We start from the raw sequence: 20,927 nt of genomic DNA on the forward strand, positions 1-20,927 counted from the left end.
GAAAGGTATTAGTAGAACTGACCATTTTTTAGTGTAAGTGAGGGTCAGAGTAAACTTTATTCTATTACCTTAAAAGGGCGTCCCATTTTCTTTGGATGCATACTTTTCCCAGTTAGTTTTTCTATTTGATCTTTGAATGTGTCGCTACCGATCACCATGCCTTTATTGGTTGCTTGACGAATGTCGCTAATCATTTCTGCGTCTAAATGATGTTGAAATAAGGCTCGATAAGATGCTTGCCTTGCTTGAGGGTTTTGGCTTATTGACAGGTAAATTTGATGTGGAGTACAAAGTTGGGAGGTTTTACCTAGGGCATTTATTTGGTAGCTCGACCATATATATTCGGCTGGGTCATTAACCATATTGGCTCTGACAGGGTTGAGTTCAATATAACGATATAGTTGGATTAAGTACTCTTCGGTTTGCACTAAGCAAGACTTGAAACGGCCTTCCCAAAGTGTACCTGTGCGTTTGTATGTGTAATTAAAATATCTCACATATTGTCTGCCAAGTGATTGCATCATAAGGCTAACAGCATTCGCTTTTTGAGGAGTGCAAAGCAAATGAACATGATTTGTCATAAATACCCACGCGTGAATTTCAACATGAAATTTACGTGAGTATTCTTTTAGCCAACCAGCATAGGCTTTGAAATCTTGTTCGGATGTGAAGCAAACTTGGCGATTATTTCCCCGTTGAATAACATGTTGAGGAATACCGATAGGGGATACTCTAGGTTTTCTAGGCATGTGCAAGATCCATTTGCAAAGTAACTTGAGTTAAAGAGTATAGCTAATAAATTTAAGTTTACTCTGACCCCATTTATTATGACGCCATTTATTACTGACCCCATTTATTCGACCTCATTTATTCTATTGTTAACCCTAGTTGAGGTTAATAAATATATCTTTCGATTATACGTAGTTGATCTTCACTTAAGTCATTTAGATTATCAATAAAAATAATACCCTGCTCATCAATGTGCTGAATATATAAGCTTATCCATTCAGTGTCTTCTGGATCAAATCCATATTTTAATAGCCAAATTTCAATTTCATTGTTTGTTCCATATCTTATAAAGTTCTTTAAAATTTTGGCTCTAAAATCTTCGGTTTCTTGATAATAAATGGTTAGGGCAGCACACAAAGGATCTGATAAAGATAAACTGATAACTTTATCTAAATAATCATACGTATCATATACTAATAGGTCATAATCAAATGTATTAACTGATGCGCCTCTTCCAAATAAGCTAATTGCTCTAGCGCCTTTATTTGGAAGGCTTTCAGCTCTTGCAGAGTATTCAATTTTTATATCATCAAGCGCTTCATTATATTCATTTTGCGAAACGACTTTTTCTTTTAATTTCTTAAGTAAGGCGCGCCTTTCATCTCTTCTAGTTAAGTATGAATGCCTTAAAGATAGTGTCTCGCTAAAAGCTTTCCCTTGAATTCTCCAAAGTAATAAAGGAATAGATGCACTTAAAATCGTTTGCTCTTGTTTTGTTAAAGAGTCTCTCTTTAAATGAGTGATGTATATTTTCTTTAATTTATCTTTTAATTTCCTTCTATCTGATGACTTTATTTCATAATATTGGTGACCACCTATTGCTTTATCACCATGAATCAATTTGTCTAAAACAAATCGAATGTCTGACTTAATATTTGAGTTCTTTAGGCGCTCTACTTGTGATTCTGTTAAATGAAGATCATCGTTAAATGTATTAGTCTTAATCGCGGTTATCAAGTCAGAGTAATCTTCAGGTATATCTTTTGAATCATCATCGAGCTTTGAAGTAGGCTCTAGTTCAATAGTTGATACAATTCGAATTTTAAAAGTATTTACATTTTCTTTATTTATTATCGTATAGCCGAAATCGAATTGATTAGGCGTTTGCGTTGTTCGTCCTGCCCTCCCAATCAAATTTTTTAAGGTTAACTTATTCATATTATGAAAGTTGTCAATCCAAACGCAATCAAATGGCATATTGATACCTTGATTTAGGGTAGCAGTTGCAAAACAAATCCTCGCATAACCATCTCTTACAAATTGTTCTATCAATAACCTTGCCTTTAAAGGCATTGAACCGTGATGAACGACTATACCTCTCTCCATTAAAGACAAAAAAGATGACTGTTTACCAAACTGTCTTTCAGAGGCTCCAATATATTGTGTCAATTCTTCTACTATTTTTATCGCAGATGGTTGTTTCAAAATAGGGCACAATGAAATATATTTACCAAAACCTTCAATATGTCCACCATTTAAAATTTTGCTTTTTGAAATGTAGATTAAAACTGCTCCATCATTTTAAGGGTACTTTCTACAATATCCATTTCACATTTCACATGGGCTGATTTATTAAATGGCGAGAAATATTCGAAAACACCGTTTTCATCTCTTGATAAGTAGACTTTACCAACGTTATTTTGTTTAAAACTATTTGAACTGGAGTTTTTGAAAAATCTATGTTTAGTTAACTGGGCCTCGGGATTAGATACAAATGGGTGAGCAAATACCTTCTTGGCATTTGGGAATGATTTTTCAGTTCTCCTAACAAATGCATCAAATGATATGCCTCTTATGGGTTCTTCTGATAATTGTGCCTCATCAAATAGGAAAAGCCCTATTTCAAATTCATCAGAATATTTAAAAAGTTCAACACCTCTCTCTGGTGTAATAATAAATACCCGTCGTGCAGTATGGTGTTGATTAATATTTTCAATGAATTGTAGAACCAATACCTCTTTGCCAACAAGTTCTACTACTAATGAATAAAATTCAGCAATCAATGCTCTTGAAGGTACAATGATAACAATGTCATGTAGTTCTTCTTTTATTAAATCTCTAAAAAGATGAGACTTACCAGTACTTGTTGGTGCTGAAAATGAATAGAATTTTTTTGTTGAAATAGATTTGTATGCACTGGCCTGCATAGGAGTAAAAGGCTTACCAAATTGATCTTCTATAGTATTTCCTAAATTTTTATACACTGATTCTATAAAGGATTTAGGTTTAGTGATTTTATAAAATAGTCCCATAACGCTAAGGATTTTAGCCTCATACTCGCTAAAAATATCAGGATAATGAATTTTTATTAAACTTAATTTTTCTAACGTAGCCATATTTATAGGCCCTGACTCATGAAACTCTCTAATTGCACTTTCAAGAACTTCTCGAATTCCTATTCCTTGGATTATATTTTTAAGCACTAACTTTTACTCCAATTAAATATACTGCTTCATAGGTCAGTAATGTCTTCATATGAACGGAAGTCAGAGCATTATCCATTATTACAGCAACATCTTCGGTAGTGATAGAAAATGCAGCACTATATGCTTTTTTCCCTGCTGCGGCATTTTGTATTGCAGCCTCAGTAACAAATCTCCTAATATCTGGGAGTTCCTGAATATCTTTTTTATCATGAATAAACTCATTTATTTGTTTAAGTGCGCGGCCATGAGCATTTTTTACACCACTGTATTTTGCTTCACCAAAGGCAACTAAAGCTTCTGGTGATTCTGTATGAAAATCAAAACCTGGATTTCCCGATATTTTTTCCTTAATAAGTTCTGCTAGAGGTAGGCGGATATGAGACAAATGTTTTTTGAGGGCTGTTTGTGCAACATCAGAAACCATATATTCACCAAAGTCTTCTGATATATCGGTTTCAACGTTGTTAAGTATTTCATTAGTTACTTTATCAACTGTCCGTTTGGATCGAGCTTCATAACCCATACGATCAATTACATCCAATGGTTGCAACCAACTAGTATCCAATGCCACGGTTAGCATTTCCTTAACTCGCAATTCTAGGTCAGTAATGTCAATGGCAATTGAAAATATTTTTCCTGTTGCAGCATGTGCATAATCAGACATGTTTGTTTCAGTATAAGAGATAAGATTCATAACCATACCTTTATAATATGCTTACAATTACCAATTAAATTACTTATGTAATTTGGATAAATATTTTTTTGATAATAAATCATTTCACCACCTCACTCTTACTCAAACACCGCTGTGCCACTTGATACACAATAGCGTCGACCTGCTGTTGGCTGAGTGATTGAGTCCTGACAGAGGGTAAGGTTTTCACCAGCTGTTTGTGGCTGATGATCGGAAACGGTGGCCGTGTTTGACTGGTTACATACCAGCCTGGGAAGACGAGTACTGGGCTGGAAAAGATTTGTTCTCCAGTAGCTTTAGTGAGCCATTGGCTGACCCATTTAGCCTGTCGAGTGGCTTGTTCTAGTGGTTTAGTTTCTGTCCACGATGGGAAGTGTAAGCGACCATCTTTATAGAAAAGCTCGTAACCCTTACTGCCATTCTGATTGGGTTGAGTATGGTCTTTATGTCGCTTGTGGCGGCCTTTGGTTTCGATGGCAAATACGCCATTTTTACCTATGGCTAAGTGATCGATGTTAAAGCCGTCGGCTTGTATGTCGTGAAAGATTTGATAACCCAAAGCTTGTAAGCCAATTAACTCATTAGCTGTGGCGATTTCTGCGGTATGGCCTAAACGTAGCTTGGTGAGTTTTGAGAAGTTCTTCCATGTTTTATAACCGCAATAAGTTAATCCGATAATTGCAATAAAAGCGAAAGTATACGGGAAGGTGTTTTGGTTAATGTGTGTTTGAATGCTTTCATATGCCAGTGGAAAACAGATCACCATTACTGCCATGGTCATGCATGAGATTAAATCCATCTGTAAGTCCTGTATTTGATTCTGTAAACCAAATGCAGGAATGCGTAACAGCTGTTCACGATCAACTGGTAGCTTTACTGTGTAATCTCGATATTTCAGCAATAAGTGCATCATTAGAGCCATCAGATATATACCTGAAAGCAATATGATGATTGAAAATACGCTGTTAACTGCGCTGGTTGAAAAAGCTGTCATTATCTTCCTTGAACGAGATGTAAACTAAACGATTAAGATATTCAGTTTGAAATGCATCAAAAAGATCAAAGGGGAGGGCGTTAAGCGGTGTGCTGTGGCTTTGTGTAAACAATAGCGCGGTGGCTATAGTTTCATCCCTGATTTTGATTGCTTCACTTTTGTCGCTTTTACTGCATTAGAGCCTGCATTCCTTGTGTATTCAGACAGTAACCGATTTTGTTTACTGCTATCAATCAATATTTACTGTTTATGTGATAATAAGTGCAAAAATGTCATTGTAGAATAATGACTTGTATTAATTTGTATCCTAATTGATGGTAGTAAATGAATGGCTGAATGTGTTGTGTTAATCGGTTAGCTTTATCTGCTGGGGAAAGTTGGCGTGTGTTGTGGCAGAATAAAACCCGTTAGTGCCTGTTATTTTACTGCCTGTTTTTTTAGTGCCTGTCTTTTAAATGCCTGCTTACTTAATGCTCGGGAACTCGTGGAGCCTATGAATAAAGAATACCAAATACGAATAGATCGGGTGCTTCAGTATATTGAGGCTAATTTGACCGACAGCATTTCGCTAACTGAAGTGGCGAAAGTGAGCTATTTTTCCCCTTATCATTTTCATCGTATTTTTTCTGCCATTATGGGCGAGACTGTAAATGATTACATTGGTCGGCGTAAGCTTGAAAGAGCTGCCAATATGTTGATTTTTAATACGGAATTGTCAATCACTCAGGTGGCGTTAGACTGTGGCTTTTCATCCAGTGCTAATTTTTCTAAGGCGGTAAAACTCTACTTTGGTTTTAGTCCGTCTGAAATTAGAAACCCAGACAAAGTAAAAGATAGCAAGATTGGAAAAATATACCGCAAGTATGGAAAAGTGTTTTGTCCCGCAGATTTGTATCCTAGTCGCATTACCAATGAGGTGATGAATAACGCCAATGTGAAGGATATAAATATGAAAGTGGAAGTAAAAGACTTTGTTAGCCAACGGATGTGTATGTTGAGTTCGGCGCGAGGTTATCAACCTGAGTCGATTTTTGCCACTTGGGACAAGCTTATAGAGTGGGCTGCTAACAATGGCATTAAACACGATGAGCAACAACGTTTTGCGTTTGCCTATGACAACCCAACGGTGACGCCAGTAGATAAGTGCCGTTACGATGCTGCGATAGTGATAGGTGATAACTTAGACGTTAATTCACCGTTTACGACAACTGAAATCCCCGAAGGCAAGTATGCGGTGGTGTATTTTAAAGGCGCACCTGAAGAGGCTATTCAAGCTCAGCTGAGTTTGTATTCTGATTGGTTGCCAAATAGCGGCTTTGAGCCTGATAATTTTCCGATGTTAGAGCATTATCTGAATGACGCCAGAGTGGATGGTTATGTTGAGATGGAAATTAGAGTTAAAGTTAAGGCTATGTTGTTTAAGCAGTAGTGGCAAAGTGGCGCTAAGGCTAACGTTGTCAAACACAATAGTATGGACATAGATGATTATTGCTGTTTGTATATTTGAAATACTGCTGCAAAGATCAAAGGGGAAAGGGCAAAGGGCAAAGATCAAAGGGGAAACGTGTTACCGCTACGATTTTACCTGAGCGTGACACATAAAAAGGCCTGCTTATTTAAGCAGGCCTTTTGGGTTTAGCTTTGGCTGTCGGCGACGTCCACTTCAAAAACTTCGCTTAAGCTAGTCACTATTGTTTTAATGCACTTTCTATAAAAGCTATTTACAAGATCAGTCTACAAAATCAGTTTATAAAAGCGGTGTTAGAACTGGTTCATTGTGTTGTCTTTACCTGACGCTTTAAGCGCTTGGTCACCAGAGAAGTACTCTTTATGTGCATCACCGATATCTGAACCAGCCATGTTTTGATGTTTAACACAGGCGATACCTTGACGGATTTCCTTACGTTGAACATTGGCAACATAACCCAACATGCCTTGGTCACCGAAGTATTCTTTAGCCAAGTTGTCGGTAGACAGTGCTGCTGTATGGTAAGTCGGTAGTGTAATAAGGTGGTGGAAAATACCTGCTTCACGGGCCGAGTCAGATTGGAAAGTACGAATTTTTTCATCAGCTTGGATAGCAAGCTCAGTGGTATCGTAATCGACACTCATTAATTGTGCGCGGTCGTAAGCTGATACGTCTTGTCCTGCTTTTTGCATCGCATCAAATACTTGCTGACGGAAGTTTAGCGTCCAGTTAAACGATGGCGAGTTGTTATACACAAGCTTAGCATTAGGAATAACTTTACGGATTTCGTTAACCATGCCACCGATTTGAGATACATGCGGCTTTTCAGTTTCAATCCACAATAAATCAGCGCCATTTTGCAGTGAAGTAATACAATCAAGTACACAACGTTCTTCACCCGTACCAGCACGGAACTTAAATAAGCCATTTGGTAGACGAGCCGGTTTCACCAGTTTGCCACCTTGCTGGAATACCACATCACCATTTTCAAGTTTTGCAGCATCAACCGCTTCAACTTCAAGGAAGCTATTGTATAAATCGCCTAAATCGCCAGCTTCTTTAGTGACAGCAATTTTTTGAGTTAAACCAGCACCTAATGAATCGGTACGCGCAACAATCACGCCGTCATCGATACCAAGCTCTAAAAATGCATAACGAACCGCATTAATTTTTGCTAAAAATTCAACATGTGGCACGGTGACTTTACCGTCTTGGTGGCCACACTGTTTTACGTCAGACACTTGGTTTTCTAATTGAATACAACAAGCACCCGCTTCAATCATCTGCTTTGCCATCAAGTAAGTGGCTTCTTCGTTACCAAAACCTGCATCAATGTCGGCAATAATAGGTACAACATGGGTTTCGAAGTTTTCAATTTTGTGTTGAATTGCGGCTTTATCTGACTCTTTGGCATTATCTAATTCGCGGAAAAGGCCACCTAGTTCACGCGCATCAGCTTGACGTAGGAAGGTGTATAGCTCTTTAATCAAGGCAGCAACAGAAGTCTTTTCATGCATAGATTGGTCAGGTAATGGACCAAACTCACTACGCAGTGCAGCTACCATCCAACCAGAAAGATATAAGTAACGGCGCTTGGTGGTTAAAAGATGCTTTTTAATCGAGATAATTTTCTGTTGGGCGATAAAACCATGCCAGCAACCTAAAGACTGAGTGTACTGCGATGAGTCCTTGTCGTAGTTGTCCATGTCTTCACGCATGATCTTAGCAGTGTACTTTGCGATGTCTAACCCAGTCTTAAAGCGATTTTGTAGACGCATACGAGCGACTGACTCTGGGTTGATGGCATTCCATGCACTACCTTCTGAATTAATCAAGGTAGCAGCTTCATCGATATTACTGTTGTAGTGAGTCATGTGTATATTCCTTTAACAAATAGATTAGCGGCAATTGATTACGTTGATAATAATAGTTAGATTTGGTTAAATAAGCCTAATTTATACTTACTATTTTCGGTATTCACCATATGAATGTATCTCGTATCGACTTGAACCTCCTTGTTTATTTAGATGTTTTACTACGTGAAAGAAATGTGACTAAAGCTGCAGACCAGCTTGGGATCAGTCAGCCTGCAATGAGTAACGGCCTAAAACGCTTACGAAACTTGTTTGATGATCCGTTACTTATTCGCACCAGTCAGGGCATGACACCCACCGAACGCGCAAATGAATTGCAACCCATCATCAGTGAGTTGATTATTGGGCTGGAAAAAGCTGTCCAACCGCGTGCCAAATTTGATCCACTAGAAAGTGATAAAGTCTTCCGTGTTATGGCAAGTGATTATGCTGAAGCGACGTTAATTCCGCCGCTAATTGCCAAGCTTCGTACTCAAGCGCCCAACATTATTTTAGATATCATGACCCCAAGTGATGTCAGTTTCCCTGATGTAGAACAAGGAAGAGTCGATATGGTGATAAACCGTTTTGACAGTATTCCGCAATCATTTCATCAAAAAGTATTATGGAGTGATGACTTTAGCTGTTTGATTAGTAAAAATAATCCTGTTTTAAAGAAGTTTTCTTTAGACAGTTATTTAAAGGCTAAGCATGTGTGGGTGAGTAAAACAGGGATGGGCGTTGGGGTAGGGATGAACCCAGATGATGTTCAGCGTTTAGGCTGGGTAGATGAAGCATTAACGCGAATAGGGGTGAAACGTCAGATCACCGTTTTTACTCGCCATTATCAAGCCGCTTGTTTGTTAGCTGAGCAACAAGATTTGATCGCAACCATACCAAGTAAGATGGCGCGTCATCACATCAATAATGATCGGGTGAGTATTGTTCCGCCGCCTTTTATTATCCAACCCATTGCATTGACTATGGCTTGGAGCCCTTTGCTTCAGCATAATCCAGCCCATCAGTGGATGCGTCAACTTATCACTAAAACCGCAGAAGAGATAAATAGAGGCGATGTTTAATCTTACCGTTATTGTGATTTTTAGTTACGTATATGTTGTAAATTAACCAAAAAACCCCATTTCGCCATATCTTTGGTGAATAGTGGTGATAATGAGTATAAATTGGATAAATAAGATAACTTTGATATACAGTAAAGAATTACTGCGTATGAACAGTAAGCTGTTAACAGTCGCATGATTTGGGCTAATAAGTTTGGGCTAATGATTTAGGGCTAATGATTTAGCGCCATGATTTAAGGCTAAGTTTACGGTCAACGCACAGGAATTAAGGTAGGGATATAAAATGACAGCACGTATTCAAGTAGGTGGATTACAAATAGCGCAAGCATTGTGGCAACTGGTCGACAGTGACATTTGCCCAGGTACTGGCATTGACTCAGCAACATTTTGGGCAAAATTTGAGGACATTATTAACGAGTTTTCGCCCGTTAATGTGAAGCTGTTAGAAAAAAGACAACAACTACAACAGCAAATTGACCAATGGCATATTGAAAACCCCACCAAAGATTTTGACCCTGCACAATATAAAGCTTTTCTGTCTGAAATAGGTTACCTGGTGCCTGAGGGTGAGGCTTTTCAAATTGGCACTGAAAATGTCGACCATGAAATAGCAGCGCAAGCTGGGCCACAGCTTGTAGTGCCAGTCAAAAATGCTCGCTTTGCGCTTAACGCTGCCAATGCTCGTTGGGGCAGCCTGTATGATGCGCTATATGGTACTGACGCGATATCTGAAGAGGGTGGCGCGGAGCTCACTAAACAATACAACCCGGTACGCGGCAGCAAAGTTATCGCTTTTGCTAAACAGCACTTAGATACCGCTTCGCCTTTAGCACAAGGCAGCCATGCCGATGTGACCCGTTATTACCTCGACGCGGGTGTGTTACGGGTGCAATTAACTGACGGCTCGACTACAACCTTAGCCCAGCCAGAAAAGTGTGTGGGTTACCAAGGTAGTGCTGATGCACCAAGTGCTATTTTGTTAGTTAACAATGGTTTGCATATCGAAATTCAAATTGACTCAAGCAGTGTTATTGGTGGCAGCGATCGCGCTGGCGTTAAAGACTTGCTGGTTGAAGCCGCTGTTACCACCATTATGGACTGTGAGGACTCTGTCGCCGCGGTTGATGCTGAAGACAAGGTTGAAATTTATCGCAATTGGTTAGGTTTGATGCAAGGTAATTTATCTGCTTCGCTGACTAAAAATGGCAAAGAGATCGTTAGAGAGCTCAATGATGATCGCGTCTATACCGCTGCTAATGCCAACCAGAATGCTGATGTAAAAACAGTCACTTTACCCGGCAGAAGTTTGCTATTTGTGCGTAATGTGGGTCACTTGATGACCATTGATGCTGTGCTGGATAAAAATGGTAACCAAGTGCCTGAAGGAATACTTGATGGCATGATCACTGTGCTTGCTGCTATGCACGACCTTAAAGGTAACAATAATGGTCGTAGTAATAGCCGCAAAGGTTCGGTGAATATTGTAAAACCTAAAATGCATGGCCCAGAAGAAGTGCAATTTACCTGTGACCTGTTTACTAAGATAGAAGATGCGCTCAAGCTTCCGCGCAATACTATTAAGGTCGGCATTATGGATGAAGAGCGCAGAACGACACTTAATTTGAAAGAGTGTATTAGGGCTGCGAAAGATCGCGTGGTGTTTATTAATACCGGCTTTCTAGACCGTACCGGTGATGAGTTGCATACCTCAATGCTAGCGGGCGCGTTTGTGCCTAAATCGGTAATGAAACAGCAAAAGTGGATCAGTGCTTACGAAGATTGGAATGTCGATATTGGGCTTGAATGTGGCTTACAAGGTCGCGCTCAAATCGGTAAAGGCATGTGGCCAATGCCAGATGAAATGGCAGCAATGCTTGAACAAAAATCGGCTCATCCTAAAGCCGGTGCAAACACCGCATGGGTGCCGTCGCCAAATGGTGCCGTGCTGCATTCTACTCATTATCATCAAATTAATGTGGCAGACGTTCAGCAACACATTAAGCAACGCCCACGTGCTAGCATTGACAGTTTGTTGACCATTCCTTTACTTGCTGAAGGGGTAACACTGACGCAGGAGCAAATTGCTTTTGAACTAGAAAATAATGCCCAGGGTATTTTAGGCTATGTTGTACGCTGGATTGATCAAGGGGTGGGTTGCTCAAAAGTGCCAGATATTAATAATGTCGGCTTGATGGAAGACAGAGCAACCTTGCGCATTTCATCGCAATATTTAACCAATTGGCTTGAGCATGGCATATGCAGTGAAGAGCAAGTGATGGCCGCGTTGAAAAAAATGGCTGCTGTGGTGGATACTCAAAATGCAGGTGATCCGCTGTACACTAATATGGCGCCTAACTTTGACGGTATCGCTTTTAAAGCGGCATGCGATCTGATTTTTAAAGGTAAATCACAGCCTTCTGGTTACACAGAGCCTTTGCTACATGCTTATCGAATCCAAGCTAAAGCAGGTTAATCTTTACTGTTAATACTGGCTCTGAGTTGATGTAGTCACGCAATAAATAAGCCCTGATCTTACAAAGATTAGGGCTTTTTTTGTGGTCGAATGTTTTTTAAGCTCCAAATTGGCAATAGTTATCAGTGATACCGTTTATCCTTTATGCATCATCACCCTGTCACTACATTCAATTGCCCTTACTGATTAGAGTTTAAAGCGTTTTACCAAACCATCTAAAGTATTTGCCATTGACTTTAGTGCCTCGCTAGAGCCTTCGATACTGGCTGAAGCTTGGGCGCTGCTGTCACTGCTGTCACTGCTGTCACTAATATTAATCACATGCTGATTGATCTCGTTGATCACCGCTGACTGCTCTTCAGTGGCGGCGGCAATCTGAATATTTAACTCTGAAATGTGTATAACATTGGCGGCGATTTCTTCAAGAGCTTGATGAGTTCTTTGCGACGCTTGAACGCCTAGTTTGGCCTGTTCGCGGCCCTGATGTACCGATGATACCGCTGCCTTAGCGCCATTTTGTAATTCAGAAATCATCTTATGAATTTCATCGGTAGAATCGCTGGTACGTTTAGCAAGATTGCGTACTTCATCAGCAACCACGGCAAAGCCTCGACCTTGCTCACCGGCGCGAGCAGCTTCAATAGCCGCGTTTAACGCCAGTAAATTAGTTTGTTCTGAAATCGCTCTAATCACATCTAACACGCTTGAAATCGCATCACTTTTTTCGGCTAAGATCACAATATTAGTCGACACACTTTCCATGTTTGTGGCCATGTCATTAATAGTTGAATTTGACTCTTCTACTACAATTTGCGCGCGCTGTGCTTTTTGAGTCGCTTCGGTGGTTGATTGTGCTGCAACAGAAGCATTGTTAGCGATTTCAGCAATGGTGCTGCCCATTTCGTTAATGGCTACCGACACTTGATGGGCACCATCACGTTGAACCTCAGTGAGTTTTGTCGAGTGCAGCGCATCCTTATAGACTTGCTGCGATGCGCTGTTAACATCAAAGGTAGTAGTAGCAAGCTCTTGAATGACATTGTGTAACTTATTGATAAAAGCATTGAAGCCTTGTGCTAAACGGCGCATTTCTTCGTTGCCATTTTCATTAAGTCGTTGCGTTAAATCCCCTTCGCCTTCACCTAGTTCTTTAAAGGTATCTGCCAGTTGATTTATCGGACGCACTAAGCTGTTACCCAAATAAATACTAATAAGTGTAAATAATGCGGCAATTATCACAAAGGTGATGATGATGTTATTACGCGATTCATCTAGTCCTGCATAAAGTTCTTCTAATGGAACTTGGGCAACTATGTACCAGTCTAAACTTGCTATGTAGCTTGATGCAATCAGCTCTTGACCAACCATAGCTGAGGCGAAGTCACTTTTATTTACCAGTTGATTGCTATTAATAGAAGGATATAAATCGGCAATGGTTTGTTTAGTCTTATAATCGATATTCGGGTGCACCTTGATAACACCATTACCATCGACAAGATAAACAAAGCCAGATTGTTCTATTTGAAAGCTGTTGAGGTAATCCACCATTTCATCAAATGACTTAGATACCCCAGCAATGCCGAAGCCATTGGGTTGTTGGTAGTTAATATAAATATCAGTGGATCCTTTGCTATCTTTATAGATGCTGGTTGATTCTGTTTTACCACTGTCTTTAAAGTTAAAAAACCACTTATCATGATCTGGCTTGAGCACCCTTAAGAAACCATTTGTATTCCAATGCCTTTGCTGGTCGTAATCAGTAAATGAGGCATTGCTAAAACCATTATCACTTGCTGTTTGCACCAAGTATTGGATGAGGTGTTTCTCACCTTCAACACTTGCGCCTTGCTCGAGCCACATTTTGATCATGCTATTTGAAGCAATTGATTGAGTCATTATCCTCATTTGGTTAATTTCACCATCAATAGCGTTACGAATACGCTGCAATAAGTTAGGCATGTCTGATTGTTCTAACCTTGTGGATAGTACGTTTTTGGCACTAGTTTGTCCGACATAAGCCACTATGCTGGTTGATACTATTACCGCCAGTAGCATGGCAGTGATTAATTTATTGCGAATGGATAATGTCGACAGAAAACTCATGAATATTGACTCCTACACACTGCAAACTGAAAGCGTGTTTGTGGTTTAGGTTGACCCAAATTTAATTGTTTATTATATCGGCTTTGTTGTTGCGATGATTAGTGATTATCGTATTGTTTTTTAAATAAACAGTTATTTTTATGTAACAAACACCTAGGCGGTTAAAATGCAGGCTATTGATCTTCTTTTGTTATTTAAATGCTTTTATTTGTTACTTGGTTGTTTTTAATGTGTTAATTTTTGCAAGCCGTTGGGTTCTGATTGAATCAGTTATGGAGAGAATTTCTAGTGCTAAGTTTAGTGGGTGCTATGCAGAGTGTTTCTATGACGAGTGATTAATGAAAAAGTGCTGCAACACATAGGTTGTCAGCACTTTTCAACAATGTGAAGCTTAACGGTCTAGGTTCATCACCTTAGTCCAGGCTGCCACAAAGTCATTCACAAACTTTTGCTTTGAGGTGTCAAATGCATACACTTCAGCAATTGAGCGAAGCTCTGAGTTAGACCCAAAGATTAAGTCTACTGAAGTTGCAGTCCAAATTTGCTCGCCTGTTTTACGATCAAAACCTTGGTATATACCCTCATCTGACGATGGTTTCCACACTGTTGACATGTCGAGTAAATTGACGAAAAAGTCATTGTTCAACAAACCCGGTGTGCGGGTCAGTACGCCATGCTTTTCGCCTTGATAGTTTGCATCTAATGCACGTAATCCACCGACCAATACGGTCATTTCTGGCACAGATAGTGCCAGTTGATCTGCTTTATCCACTAACATTTCAACCGGTGACTTGTAGCTTTGCTCACTGTCAAAGTAGTTTCTAAAGCCATCTGATGTTAGCTCAAGTAAATTAAATGAGTTTACGTCTGTCATGGCTTGTGTTGCATCACCACGACCTGGATTAAATGGCACTGTGACGGTATAACCTGCATCTTTAGCGGCTTTTTCAATCGCAGCTGAGCCACCCAGTACAATTAAATCTGCTAATGAAACACTGCGTTTACTAAAGAAGCTGTTGTTATAATCTTGTTGAATCGCAGTCAGTGTTTTAATCACTTTAGCGGTTTCAGCTGGGTTATTAACGGCCCAATCTTTTTGCGGTGCAAGTGCAATACGGGCACCATTTGCACCACCACGCATATCTGAATCACGGTAGCTTGCAGCAGAACCCCAGGCAACACGGACTAATTCTGCTACGGTTAAATCAGAGGCTAAAATTTTGCCTTTGAGCGTTTTGATACCCGACTCATTAAGATTAGATTGTGTTTTCTGATCAATTGGGTCTTGCCAGATCAGGCTTTCTTGTGGGACTTCTTTACCATAAAAATTACGTGCAGGTCCCATGTCGCGGTGAGTAAGTTTGTACCAGGCTTTAGCAAATGCTAAGCGATACTCTTCTGGATCTGCTAAGAAACGTTCAGCAATTTTACGGTATTCAGGATCATACTTCAGCGCTAAGTCTGCGGTTGTCATTACTGGAGCGTTAAATTTACCTGCCACATGCGCATCTGGCACTACTTTATGCAATGACTCATCAGTTGGTATCCACTGAATAGCACCTGCTGGGCTGCGAGTTTGCTGCCATTCAAAGTTAAGTAAGTTGCTTAAATACAATGATGTCCATTGCGTAGGGGCTTGAGTCCATGCACCTTCTAAACCACTGGTTACTGTGTCTTCTGAATGTCCCTTACCGCATTTGTTTTTCCAACCTAGGCCTTGCTCTTCAATGCCTGCTGCAGCCGGTTCTGGGTCTAAACAATCTTTTGGCTTGTGCGCGCCATGCATCTTGCCAAAGGTGTGTCCGCCAGCAATCAGTGCCAGTGTTTCTTCATCGTTCATGGCCATACGTTCAAAAGCAACACGAATATTTTTAGCTGAACCGAGTGGATCGGGGACGCCTTTTGGGCCTTCTGGGTTGACGTAAATTAATCCCATGTGAGTAGCACCAAGTGGGCGTTGTAATTTGCCGTCTCGATCCTCACGATCGCTGGCGAGCATTTCTACCTCTGGTCCCCAATAAACCATGTCTGGTTCCCAGTCATCACTGCGTCCACCAGCAAAACCGTAGGTTTTAAAACCCATGTTTTCAAGCGACACATTACCTGCCAGCACGATTAAGTCTGACCACGAAAGTGCTTCACCGTACTTCATTTTAATCGGCCAAAGTAATCGACGTGCTTTATCTAAATTACCGTTATCTGGCCAGCTGTTTAATGGCTCAAAACGTTGTTGTCCACCACCTGCGCCACCACGACCATCAAGGGTTCGGTAAGTACCTGCACTGTGCCACGTCATACGGATGAAGAAGGGGCCATAATTGCCAAAGTCAGCAGGCCACCAATCTTGAGATGTTGTCAGTAGCGCGTTAATGTCTAGTTTCAATTTATCAAGATCTAAACTGTTGAACGCTTTAGCATAGTCAAAGTCAGCCCCATAAGGGTTTGAGCGACTGTCATGGTCACGCAGTGCTGATAAATTAAGTTGTTTAGGCCACCAAAATTGATTGGTTTTTGCCTGGTTGGCAATAGAACTGCCTGTGCCTATTGCGCCTTGAGGCTTGGTCATTTCTGCTTTGCCGCCATCACTGGCTATAGCTGAGCCAGATATCAGCGCCATACTGACAAGCACTGTAATGACTTTTTTATTGAATATTTGTGGTTTCATGTTTATTCCCTTGAGTTGAATCATGTTCACTTTGTGTAAAATAATGAATCCCAAAGCAGTAAGCCTAAGTACTCAAGCGAATACGCTGTGTGCTTGTTGACCAAAATTAGGTTACTGCAATATGACTGAGAAATAACAGTATAGGTAAGTTCTTAAATTGTTGGGGCGAATAAAAACGATTGTTCTAATCTGAAAAAAAGATGATGTAGGTCAACATGAGTCATGGCATAGCGTTGGTAGTGCTTTGTAAAAAGTGGGGATAGGGTTTAATCAGTGGCAATAAAGTCGCTTTTTAAAAACTGACTCACATATCCAATATTTTATTTGAAATACACTCACAAAGATCAGCAGGGCTAGGGCTTTAAAGATGTGTGCTTGAGAGTAGTGTTAACGACAGTGAGGTAGCTAGGTTAGACCCTGATGGAGGTTACTTGGCTATTTTTCGTTTTGATAGCATTTTGCGCTTCCAGACAATAACCGGTTTTAGCTGTTTTGTGACAGTTATAAAAAATATTATTTTAGAACAATGGCTTGCGCCTGCATGAATATTAGTGGCACTCATTGCTAATGAGTGCTCGCTTAGTATGCTACTTTATTTCTACCCGTTGCTTTAGCTTTGTAAAGCGCTTCATCAGCACTTGCAAGCAAGCTGTTGAGTGAGTTAGGTAAGCTGTCATTACTGGCGGCTATTCCTACACTAATGGTGATGTTGAATTGATGTTTATCTAAGCTAATCTCCATTGTTTCAACTTTTTTGCGTAGATTTTCGCCAATTACAAGTGCTTGTTTAAGATTAGTTTTCGGTAACATTATGATGAATTCTTCGCCACCATAACGCCCGATAATGTTACTTTCATCAAGTATATTGGTACATAAAGCAGCAAATTTTTGCAAAACATGGTCGCCAGCAAGATGGCCTAAACTGTCATTGACGTTTTTAAATAAATCGAGATCTATGATTAACAATGAGAATGAATGATTTTCTTGTCGGCAACTGAGTAAAGCCTGCTTACCCAAAAGTATGCACTGACGTCGATTTAATAAGCCTGTTAACATATCTGTTGATGCTAACTCTAATAGTTCTTCTTCGTACATTTTTCGTTCTGTTAGGTCAAGTCCAATCCCTTGATAACCGAGTGGCTGGCCGTCATCTGAAAGAATTAATCTGTCGGTCCATTGAAACCATTTTCTGTTTCCAACACTGTCAGTACCACTGTGCTCATGCGCCAAAATTGGGTTTTCAGCTGTAATACTGGCTAGGTGATTTTTAGCCCTGTCGATATTTTCAGCATCCATAACATCATAGATACTCATACCTATAATTTCATCCGCTTTTGCGCCAAAATAACTACATACTGCTGCATTGGCTAGGGTGACTATACCTTCTGTTGTGTAGCGATATATCAAGGCAGGCATATCATCTACAACTGCACGGTAAAAGGCTTGCTCATTTTTTAGATCTTTTTCAATTTGCTGTTTTGATTTAGCAACAACAATAAATATCAGCATTTCAAGTAGGTTGCTGTGATGGTCAAATACAGGTGAATAACGCAAAGATAACGTCATATCAATTTGGTTATTGATTAATTTTAACAGTGATGTTTGATCAGACTGGGTTTGATTAGCTTGTAACCAAGGTGTGCCTTGTGGCGAGGTTTGAAGCGGGCCTATGATATCAAGCCATTGTTTTCCACATAGGTGACTTTCGCCAAGTAGTTGTTTGATTGGTTTTACTGGTAAGAATAAGAGCAATAACGCTTCAATTACATCATCAATGGCGACGATAGCAAAATTTCTATCAAGTCTTATTACACCCGTTTGTGGTGTTTCAATTAATTTATTGATGTGAATTTGTTTGTTTTGTGGTGGTGTTGCCATGATTAACCTTACAAGAGTTGCAATGCAATGAAGCAAGCATAAACTTTTTGTGTTAGATGAAATTGCAACTACTTTACAAATAGCGTGTGCAAATGTGACCTGCCATGATGAACATAATCATGCCGCTTTATATGGTTGAAATTGTATTGGTTCTATTTGTTAAACACAACCGACTAATTCCTTCGTGTTACTCTATTCTTTGAACATCTAAGATGCTTTTAATCAGTTCATTGTTGTCTGATTATTTAGATGGCTATGATGAGGTTAATTTTTAGCAGCTTTTTTATTTAATCGGTTATTTTTAAATACTATGACAGCGCTTTCTCTCGCTATTGAGTATTATTTTGACTAATCTTTAAGCATAAATCGGTAAAGGAGTAATACGATGAAAGTATGCGATATCATGACCCCAAATCCTGTTTGTATTTCGGATGAGGCTAGCCTTAAAGATGCCCATGAGCTGATGCAAAGTCGTAATGTTCGCCATCTGCCAGTGATTTCTGAAACGAATGGTCAATGTATAGGGGTGCTGACACACAGAAGGATGATTGCCAGTGTGTTAACCATGCTTAATAAATATGGCCAAGGGGCGTTAGATAGAAAAGAGCGCTATACCCCGATTGCTGATGTAATGGAAAATCATCCACAAAAGTTAGGCCTAGATGAACCGCTAACAGTGGTGGTGCAATATTTTATTGATAACAAGTTAGGCTGCTTACCTGTGGTTGATAATCAAAACAAGGTGCTAGGTATTGTTACCTCGTCGGATTTTGTTAAATTGTGCCAGCGGTTATTGTTGACGCAAAAGTAAGTTAACTATTTTTTATTTGTTTGATTTATTAAAGAAGCCCGAAGTTTTCACTTCGGGCTTCTTGTTTAATACTGAGCCGTTTGTTTAAAACTAAGCTACAGGTTTAATCTATTACAAGGTGTAACGAATACCTATGGCGATACCATCTTCTTCTGATAGCGACATTCTGGCTTCTTGTTCTTGATCGGCGCTAGTAAAGTCACTGAAATCTTTGCGACCTTCAACATATAACACTGTGTTGGTATCCCATACATAGTGTAAACCCATGACCACGAACTGGCGCTTAAACACGTCGTTTGGATCGGCGTTAAAGTTAGGTTGAATAACATAGTTACTGCCGGCATTTAAAATATTATACGATATGAATGGGCGTAAACCGTTTTCAAACTTGTATGATAACAATGATTCGACACCGTAGGCGTCTTTGATTAAACGACCTATGTTATCGGTGTCATGGTTTTCTTGTTTGTTATAGTTAGCAGCAGCATAAAGGCCATCCTTGTCAAAGTTGCCCCAGGTGACACCTGCACCGTAAATAAGATCGATAGCGGTTGTCTGTTCGCCATTGCCAAATTGAACATCAAACTCACCACGGTTAATACCTGCGGTAAATGTTAGCATGTCAGTTGCGCTATAGGTTACAGAGCCGCCATAGGTGTAGTTAAAGTCAACTTGCTGCGCTGCTTTGTCACCATTTTGAAATAGCGATTCACAATCAGCCTGGCTAATTTCTTCGCTTGTATCACAAGTATAGAAGCTGCTGTTTTTAAGCTGCGTTTGAACGGCAAAGCTGAAATCACCAAAGGCATTACGGTACTGAACAGTTTTGTCACCACGGCCAACACCGTTTACAGCGCCATCATCTTTGTTATAGGTATATACGCCAGCGGCATTACCGTCCCAAACGAAACCGTAGTTAGTGTTATAAACCACATCGTACCAAGCACCCCATTGCTTACCTATGGTTAGCGTACCGTAGTCGTCATGCTCAAGCCCGACATAACCTAAACGATTATAAAAGAACTCATCTTGGACAGATTCAAAGCGGTTGTTATAAACAATATCGCTGTTACCAACAGGGTTTACACCCCACTCTAATTTAGTAAAAGCATTCCAGCCATGGGTTAATTGACGATCAAAACCAAAGTTAATACGTGAGGCACCATTAACCACTTCAGTTTCACCTTGAGTATTAATTATACGTGCATCAACAAAGCCGCCAATTTCGACAGCATTTTTATCATCTTTGTAAATTTCTATAGCTGAAACTGTCGGGGCGATAAACAGTGCTGAAAGCGCGGTAGCTAAAAGTGTGGTTTTCATTGGGTGGTTAACCTTTTAATTTGAGGCTGCAAGCTGCATCTCGTTATTTTATGTCTTTGTTAATTGGATTTGAGATTAGCAAAGGATGAGCAATCCCTCCAAGACAAAAAATACTATAACAGGCGATAAACGTCACAATTTCTAACCCATTAACCGATGACAAACAGAATTGAATGCTATAAAAACACCATTGAAACACGGTGGGAACAATAGTTACATTGAAATAACATTGTTTTTGCAGTGTAGGGATAGAGAAATAAATAAGGTTAAATAATGATTCTATTTATTCTTTGAATCAATAGAGTGATTAACTTCATGCTAGCTTAGGATTATTCGTACCCAAATAAGTTGACCGTGCTGCTCAGTTT

Annotated in this window: 14 protein-coding genes; 4 read left to right on the forward strand and 10 right to left on the reverse strand. The window is 39.8% G+C overall.

Annotated features, from left to right (window positions below; genetic code table 11):
• Positions 1 to 56 precede the first annotated feature (56 nt).
• The 5 genes from FJ709_RS03285 to FJ709_RS03305 form a co-directional block, all read right to left on the reverse strand.
• Positions 57 to 749 (reverse strand): transposase, encoded by a 693-nt coding sequence (locus FJ709_RS03285; RefSeq protein WP_226413420.1) that lies wholly within the window; start codon positions 747 to 749, stop codon positions 57 to 59.
• Positions 750 to 894: 145 nt separating this feature from the next.
• Positions 895 to 2,214: a helicase-related protein gene (locus FJ709_RS03290; protein WP_226413422.1), complete on the reverse strand. Its 1,320-nt coding sequence runs from the start codon at positions 2,212 to 2,214 to the stop codon at positions 895 to 897.
• 77 nt (positions 2,215 to 2,291) lie between these two features.
• Positions 2,292 to 3,212: a DEAD/DEAH box helicase gene (locus FJ709_RS03295; protein ID WP_226413424.1), complete on the reverse strand. Its 921-nt coding sequence runs from the start codon at positions 3,210 to 3,212 to the stop codon at positions 2,292 to 2,294.
• On the reverse strand, positions 3,205 to 3,909 hold the full coding sequence (locus FJ709_RS03300; protein WP_226413426.1) for a hypothetical protein: 705 nt from the start codon (positions 3,907 to 3,909) through the stop codon (positions 3,205 to 3,207). Before FJ709_RS03300 ends, FJ709_RS03295 begins: the two co-directional genes overlap by 8 nt.
• Before the next feature lie 79 nt (positions 3,910 to 3,988).
• Positions 3,989 to 4,903, reverse strand: coding sequence for a nuclease-related domain-containing protein (locus FJ709_RS03305; RefSeq protein WP_226413428.1), 915 nt, complete (start codon positions 4,901 to 4,903; stop codon positions 3,989 to 3,991).
• Positions 4,904 to 5,396: 493 nt separating this feature from the next.
• Between FJ709_RS03305 and FJ709_RS03310 the strand changes: the two genes are divergently transcribed.
• Entirely contained in the window at positions 5,397 to 6,332 is a 936-nt protein-coding gene (locus tag FJ709_RS03310) for an AraC family transcriptional regulator (protein ID WP_226413430.1), read from the forward strand.
• 332 nt (positions 6,333 to 6,664) lie between these two features.
• Here FJ709_RS03310 and FJ709_RS03315 read toward each other — a convergent pair whose 3' ends face one another.
• A complete protein-coding gene (locus tag FJ709_RS03315) occupies positions 6,665 to 8,245 on the reverse strand; it encodes an isocitrate lyase (RefSeq protein WP_226413432.1) in 1,581 nt (526 codons plus the stop codon).
• A 110-nt stretch (positions 8,246 to 8,355) separates the two neighbouring features.
• On the opposite strand from FJ709_RS03315, the gene FJ709_RS03320 reads away from it, so the two are divergent.
• Entirely contained in the window at positions 8,356 to 9,306 is a 951-nt protein-coding gene (locus tag FJ709_RS03320) for a LysR family transcriptional regulator (protein WP_226413434.1), read from the forward strand.
• A gap of 283 nt (positions 9,307 to 9,589) precedes the next feature.
• Positions 9,590 to 11,779, forward strand: coding sequence for a malate synthase G (locus FJ709_RS03325; protein ID WP_226413436.1), 2,190 nt, complete (start codon positions 9,590 to 9,592; stop codon positions 11,777 to 11,779).
• Between the two features lie 186 nt (positions 11,780 to 11,965).
• Here the strand turns inward: FJ709_RS03325 and FJ709_RS03330 are convergent, their stop codons facing one another.
• From FJ709_RS03330 to FJ709_RS03340, 3 genes are all read right to left on the reverse strand, one after another.
• Positions 11,966 to 13,882, reverse strand: coding sequence for a methyl-accepting chemotaxis protein (locus FJ709_RS03330; RefSeq protein ID WP_226413438.1), 1,917 nt, complete (start codon positions 13,880 to 13,882; stop codon positions 11,966 to 11,968).
• 391 nt (positions 13,883 to 14,273) lie between these two features.
• The gene (gene katG, locus FJ709_RS03335; RefSeq protein WP_226413440.1) at positions 14,274 to 16,547 is read right to left on the reverse strand and encodes a catalase/peroxidase HPI; all 2,274 of its coding nucleotides are present in this window, start codon (positions 16,545 to 16,547) and stop codon (positions 14,274 to 14,276) included.
• Between the two features lie 579 nt (positions 16,548 to 17,126).
• Positions 17,127 to 18,425 carry a diguanylate cyclase gene (locus FJ709_RS03340; RefSeq protein WP_226413442.1) on the reverse strand — a complete coding sequence of 433 codons (1,299 nt, stop codon included), beginning with the start codon at positions 18,423 to 18,425 and terminating at the stop codon, positions 17,127 to 17,129.
• Positions 18,426 to 18,810: 385 nt separating this feature from the next.
• Between FJ709_RS03340 and FJ709_RS03345 the strand changes: the two genes are divergently transcribed.
• Positions 18,811 to 19,236: a CBS domain-containing protein gene (locus FJ709_RS03345; RefSeq protein ID WP_226413444.1), complete on the forward strand. Its 426-nt coding sequence runs from the start codon at positions 18,811 to 18,813 to the stop codon at positions 19,234 to 19,236.
• 111 nt (positions 19,237 to 19,347) lie between these two features.
• On the opposite strand, the gene FJ709_RS03350 is transcribed toward FJ709_RS03345, so the two are convergent.
• Complete coding sequence (locus FJ709_RS03350) at positions 19,348 to 20,559, reverse strand: porin (protein ID WP_226413446.1); 1,212 nt, start codon at positions 20,557 to 20,559, stop codon at positions 19,348 to 19,350.
• Positions 20,560 to 20,927: the final 368 nt, after the last annotated feature.

Source organism: Shewanella glacialimarina (assembly GCF_020511155.1).
Taxonomy (GTDB): Bacteria; Pseudomonadota; Gammaproteobacteria; order Enterobacterales; family Shewanellaceae; genus Shewanella; species Shewanella glacialimarina.

What these genes read in the sequence shown, in the direction of transcription:
- FJ709_RS03285 (WP_226413420.1), bottom strand. Translation starts at nt 749, where the DNA reads ATGCCTAGAAAACCTAGAGTATCCCCTATCGGTATTCCTCAACATGTT.
- FJ709_RS03350 (WP_226413446.1), bottom strand. Translation starts at nt 20,559, where the DNA reads ATGAAAACCACACTTTTAGCTACCGCGCTTTCAGCACTGTTTATCGCC.
- FJ709_RS03315 (WP_226413432.1), bottom strand. Translation starts at nt 8,245, where the DNA reads ATGACTCACTACAACAGTAATATCGATGAAGCTGCTACCTTGATTAAT.
- katG (WP_226413440.1), bottom strand. Translation starts at nt 16,547, where the DNA reads ATGAAACCACAAATATTCAATAAAAAAGTCATTACAGTGCTTGTCAGT.
- FJ709_RS03340 (WP_226413442.1), bottom strand. Translation starts at nt 18,425, where the DNA reads ATGGCAACACCACCACAAAACAAACAAATTCACATCAATAAATTAATT.
- FJ709_RS03330 (WP_226413438.1), bottom strand. Translation starts at nt 13,882, where the DNA reads ATGAGTTTTCTGTCGACATTATCCATTCGCAATAAATTAATCACTGCC.
- FJ709_RS03310 (WP_226413430.1), top strand. Translation starts at nt 5,397, where the DNA reads ATGAATAAAGAATACCAAATACGAATAGATCGGGTGCTTCAGTATATT.
- FJ709_RS03345 (WP_226413444.1), top strand. Translation starts at nt 18,811, where the DNA reads ATGAAAGTATGCGATATCATGACCCCAAATCCTGTTTGTATTTCGGAT.
- FJ709_RS03300 (WP_226413426.1), bottom strand. Translation starts at nt 3,909, where the DNA reads ATGAATCTTATCTCTTATACTGAAACAAACATGTCTGATTATGCACAT.
- FJ709_RS03305 (WP_226413428.1), bottom strand. Translation starts at nt 4,903, where the DNA reads ATGACAGCTTTTTCAACCAGCGCAGTTAACAGCGTATTTTCAATCATC.
- FJ709_RS03320 (WP_226413434.1), top strand. Translation starts at nt 8,356, where the DNA reads ATGAATGTATCTCGTATCGACTTGAACCTCCTTGTTTATTTAGATGTT.
- FJ709_RS03325 (WP_226413436.1), top strand. Translation starts at nt 9,590, where the DNA reads ATGACAGCACGTATTCAAGTAGGTGGATTACAAATAGCGCAAGCATTG.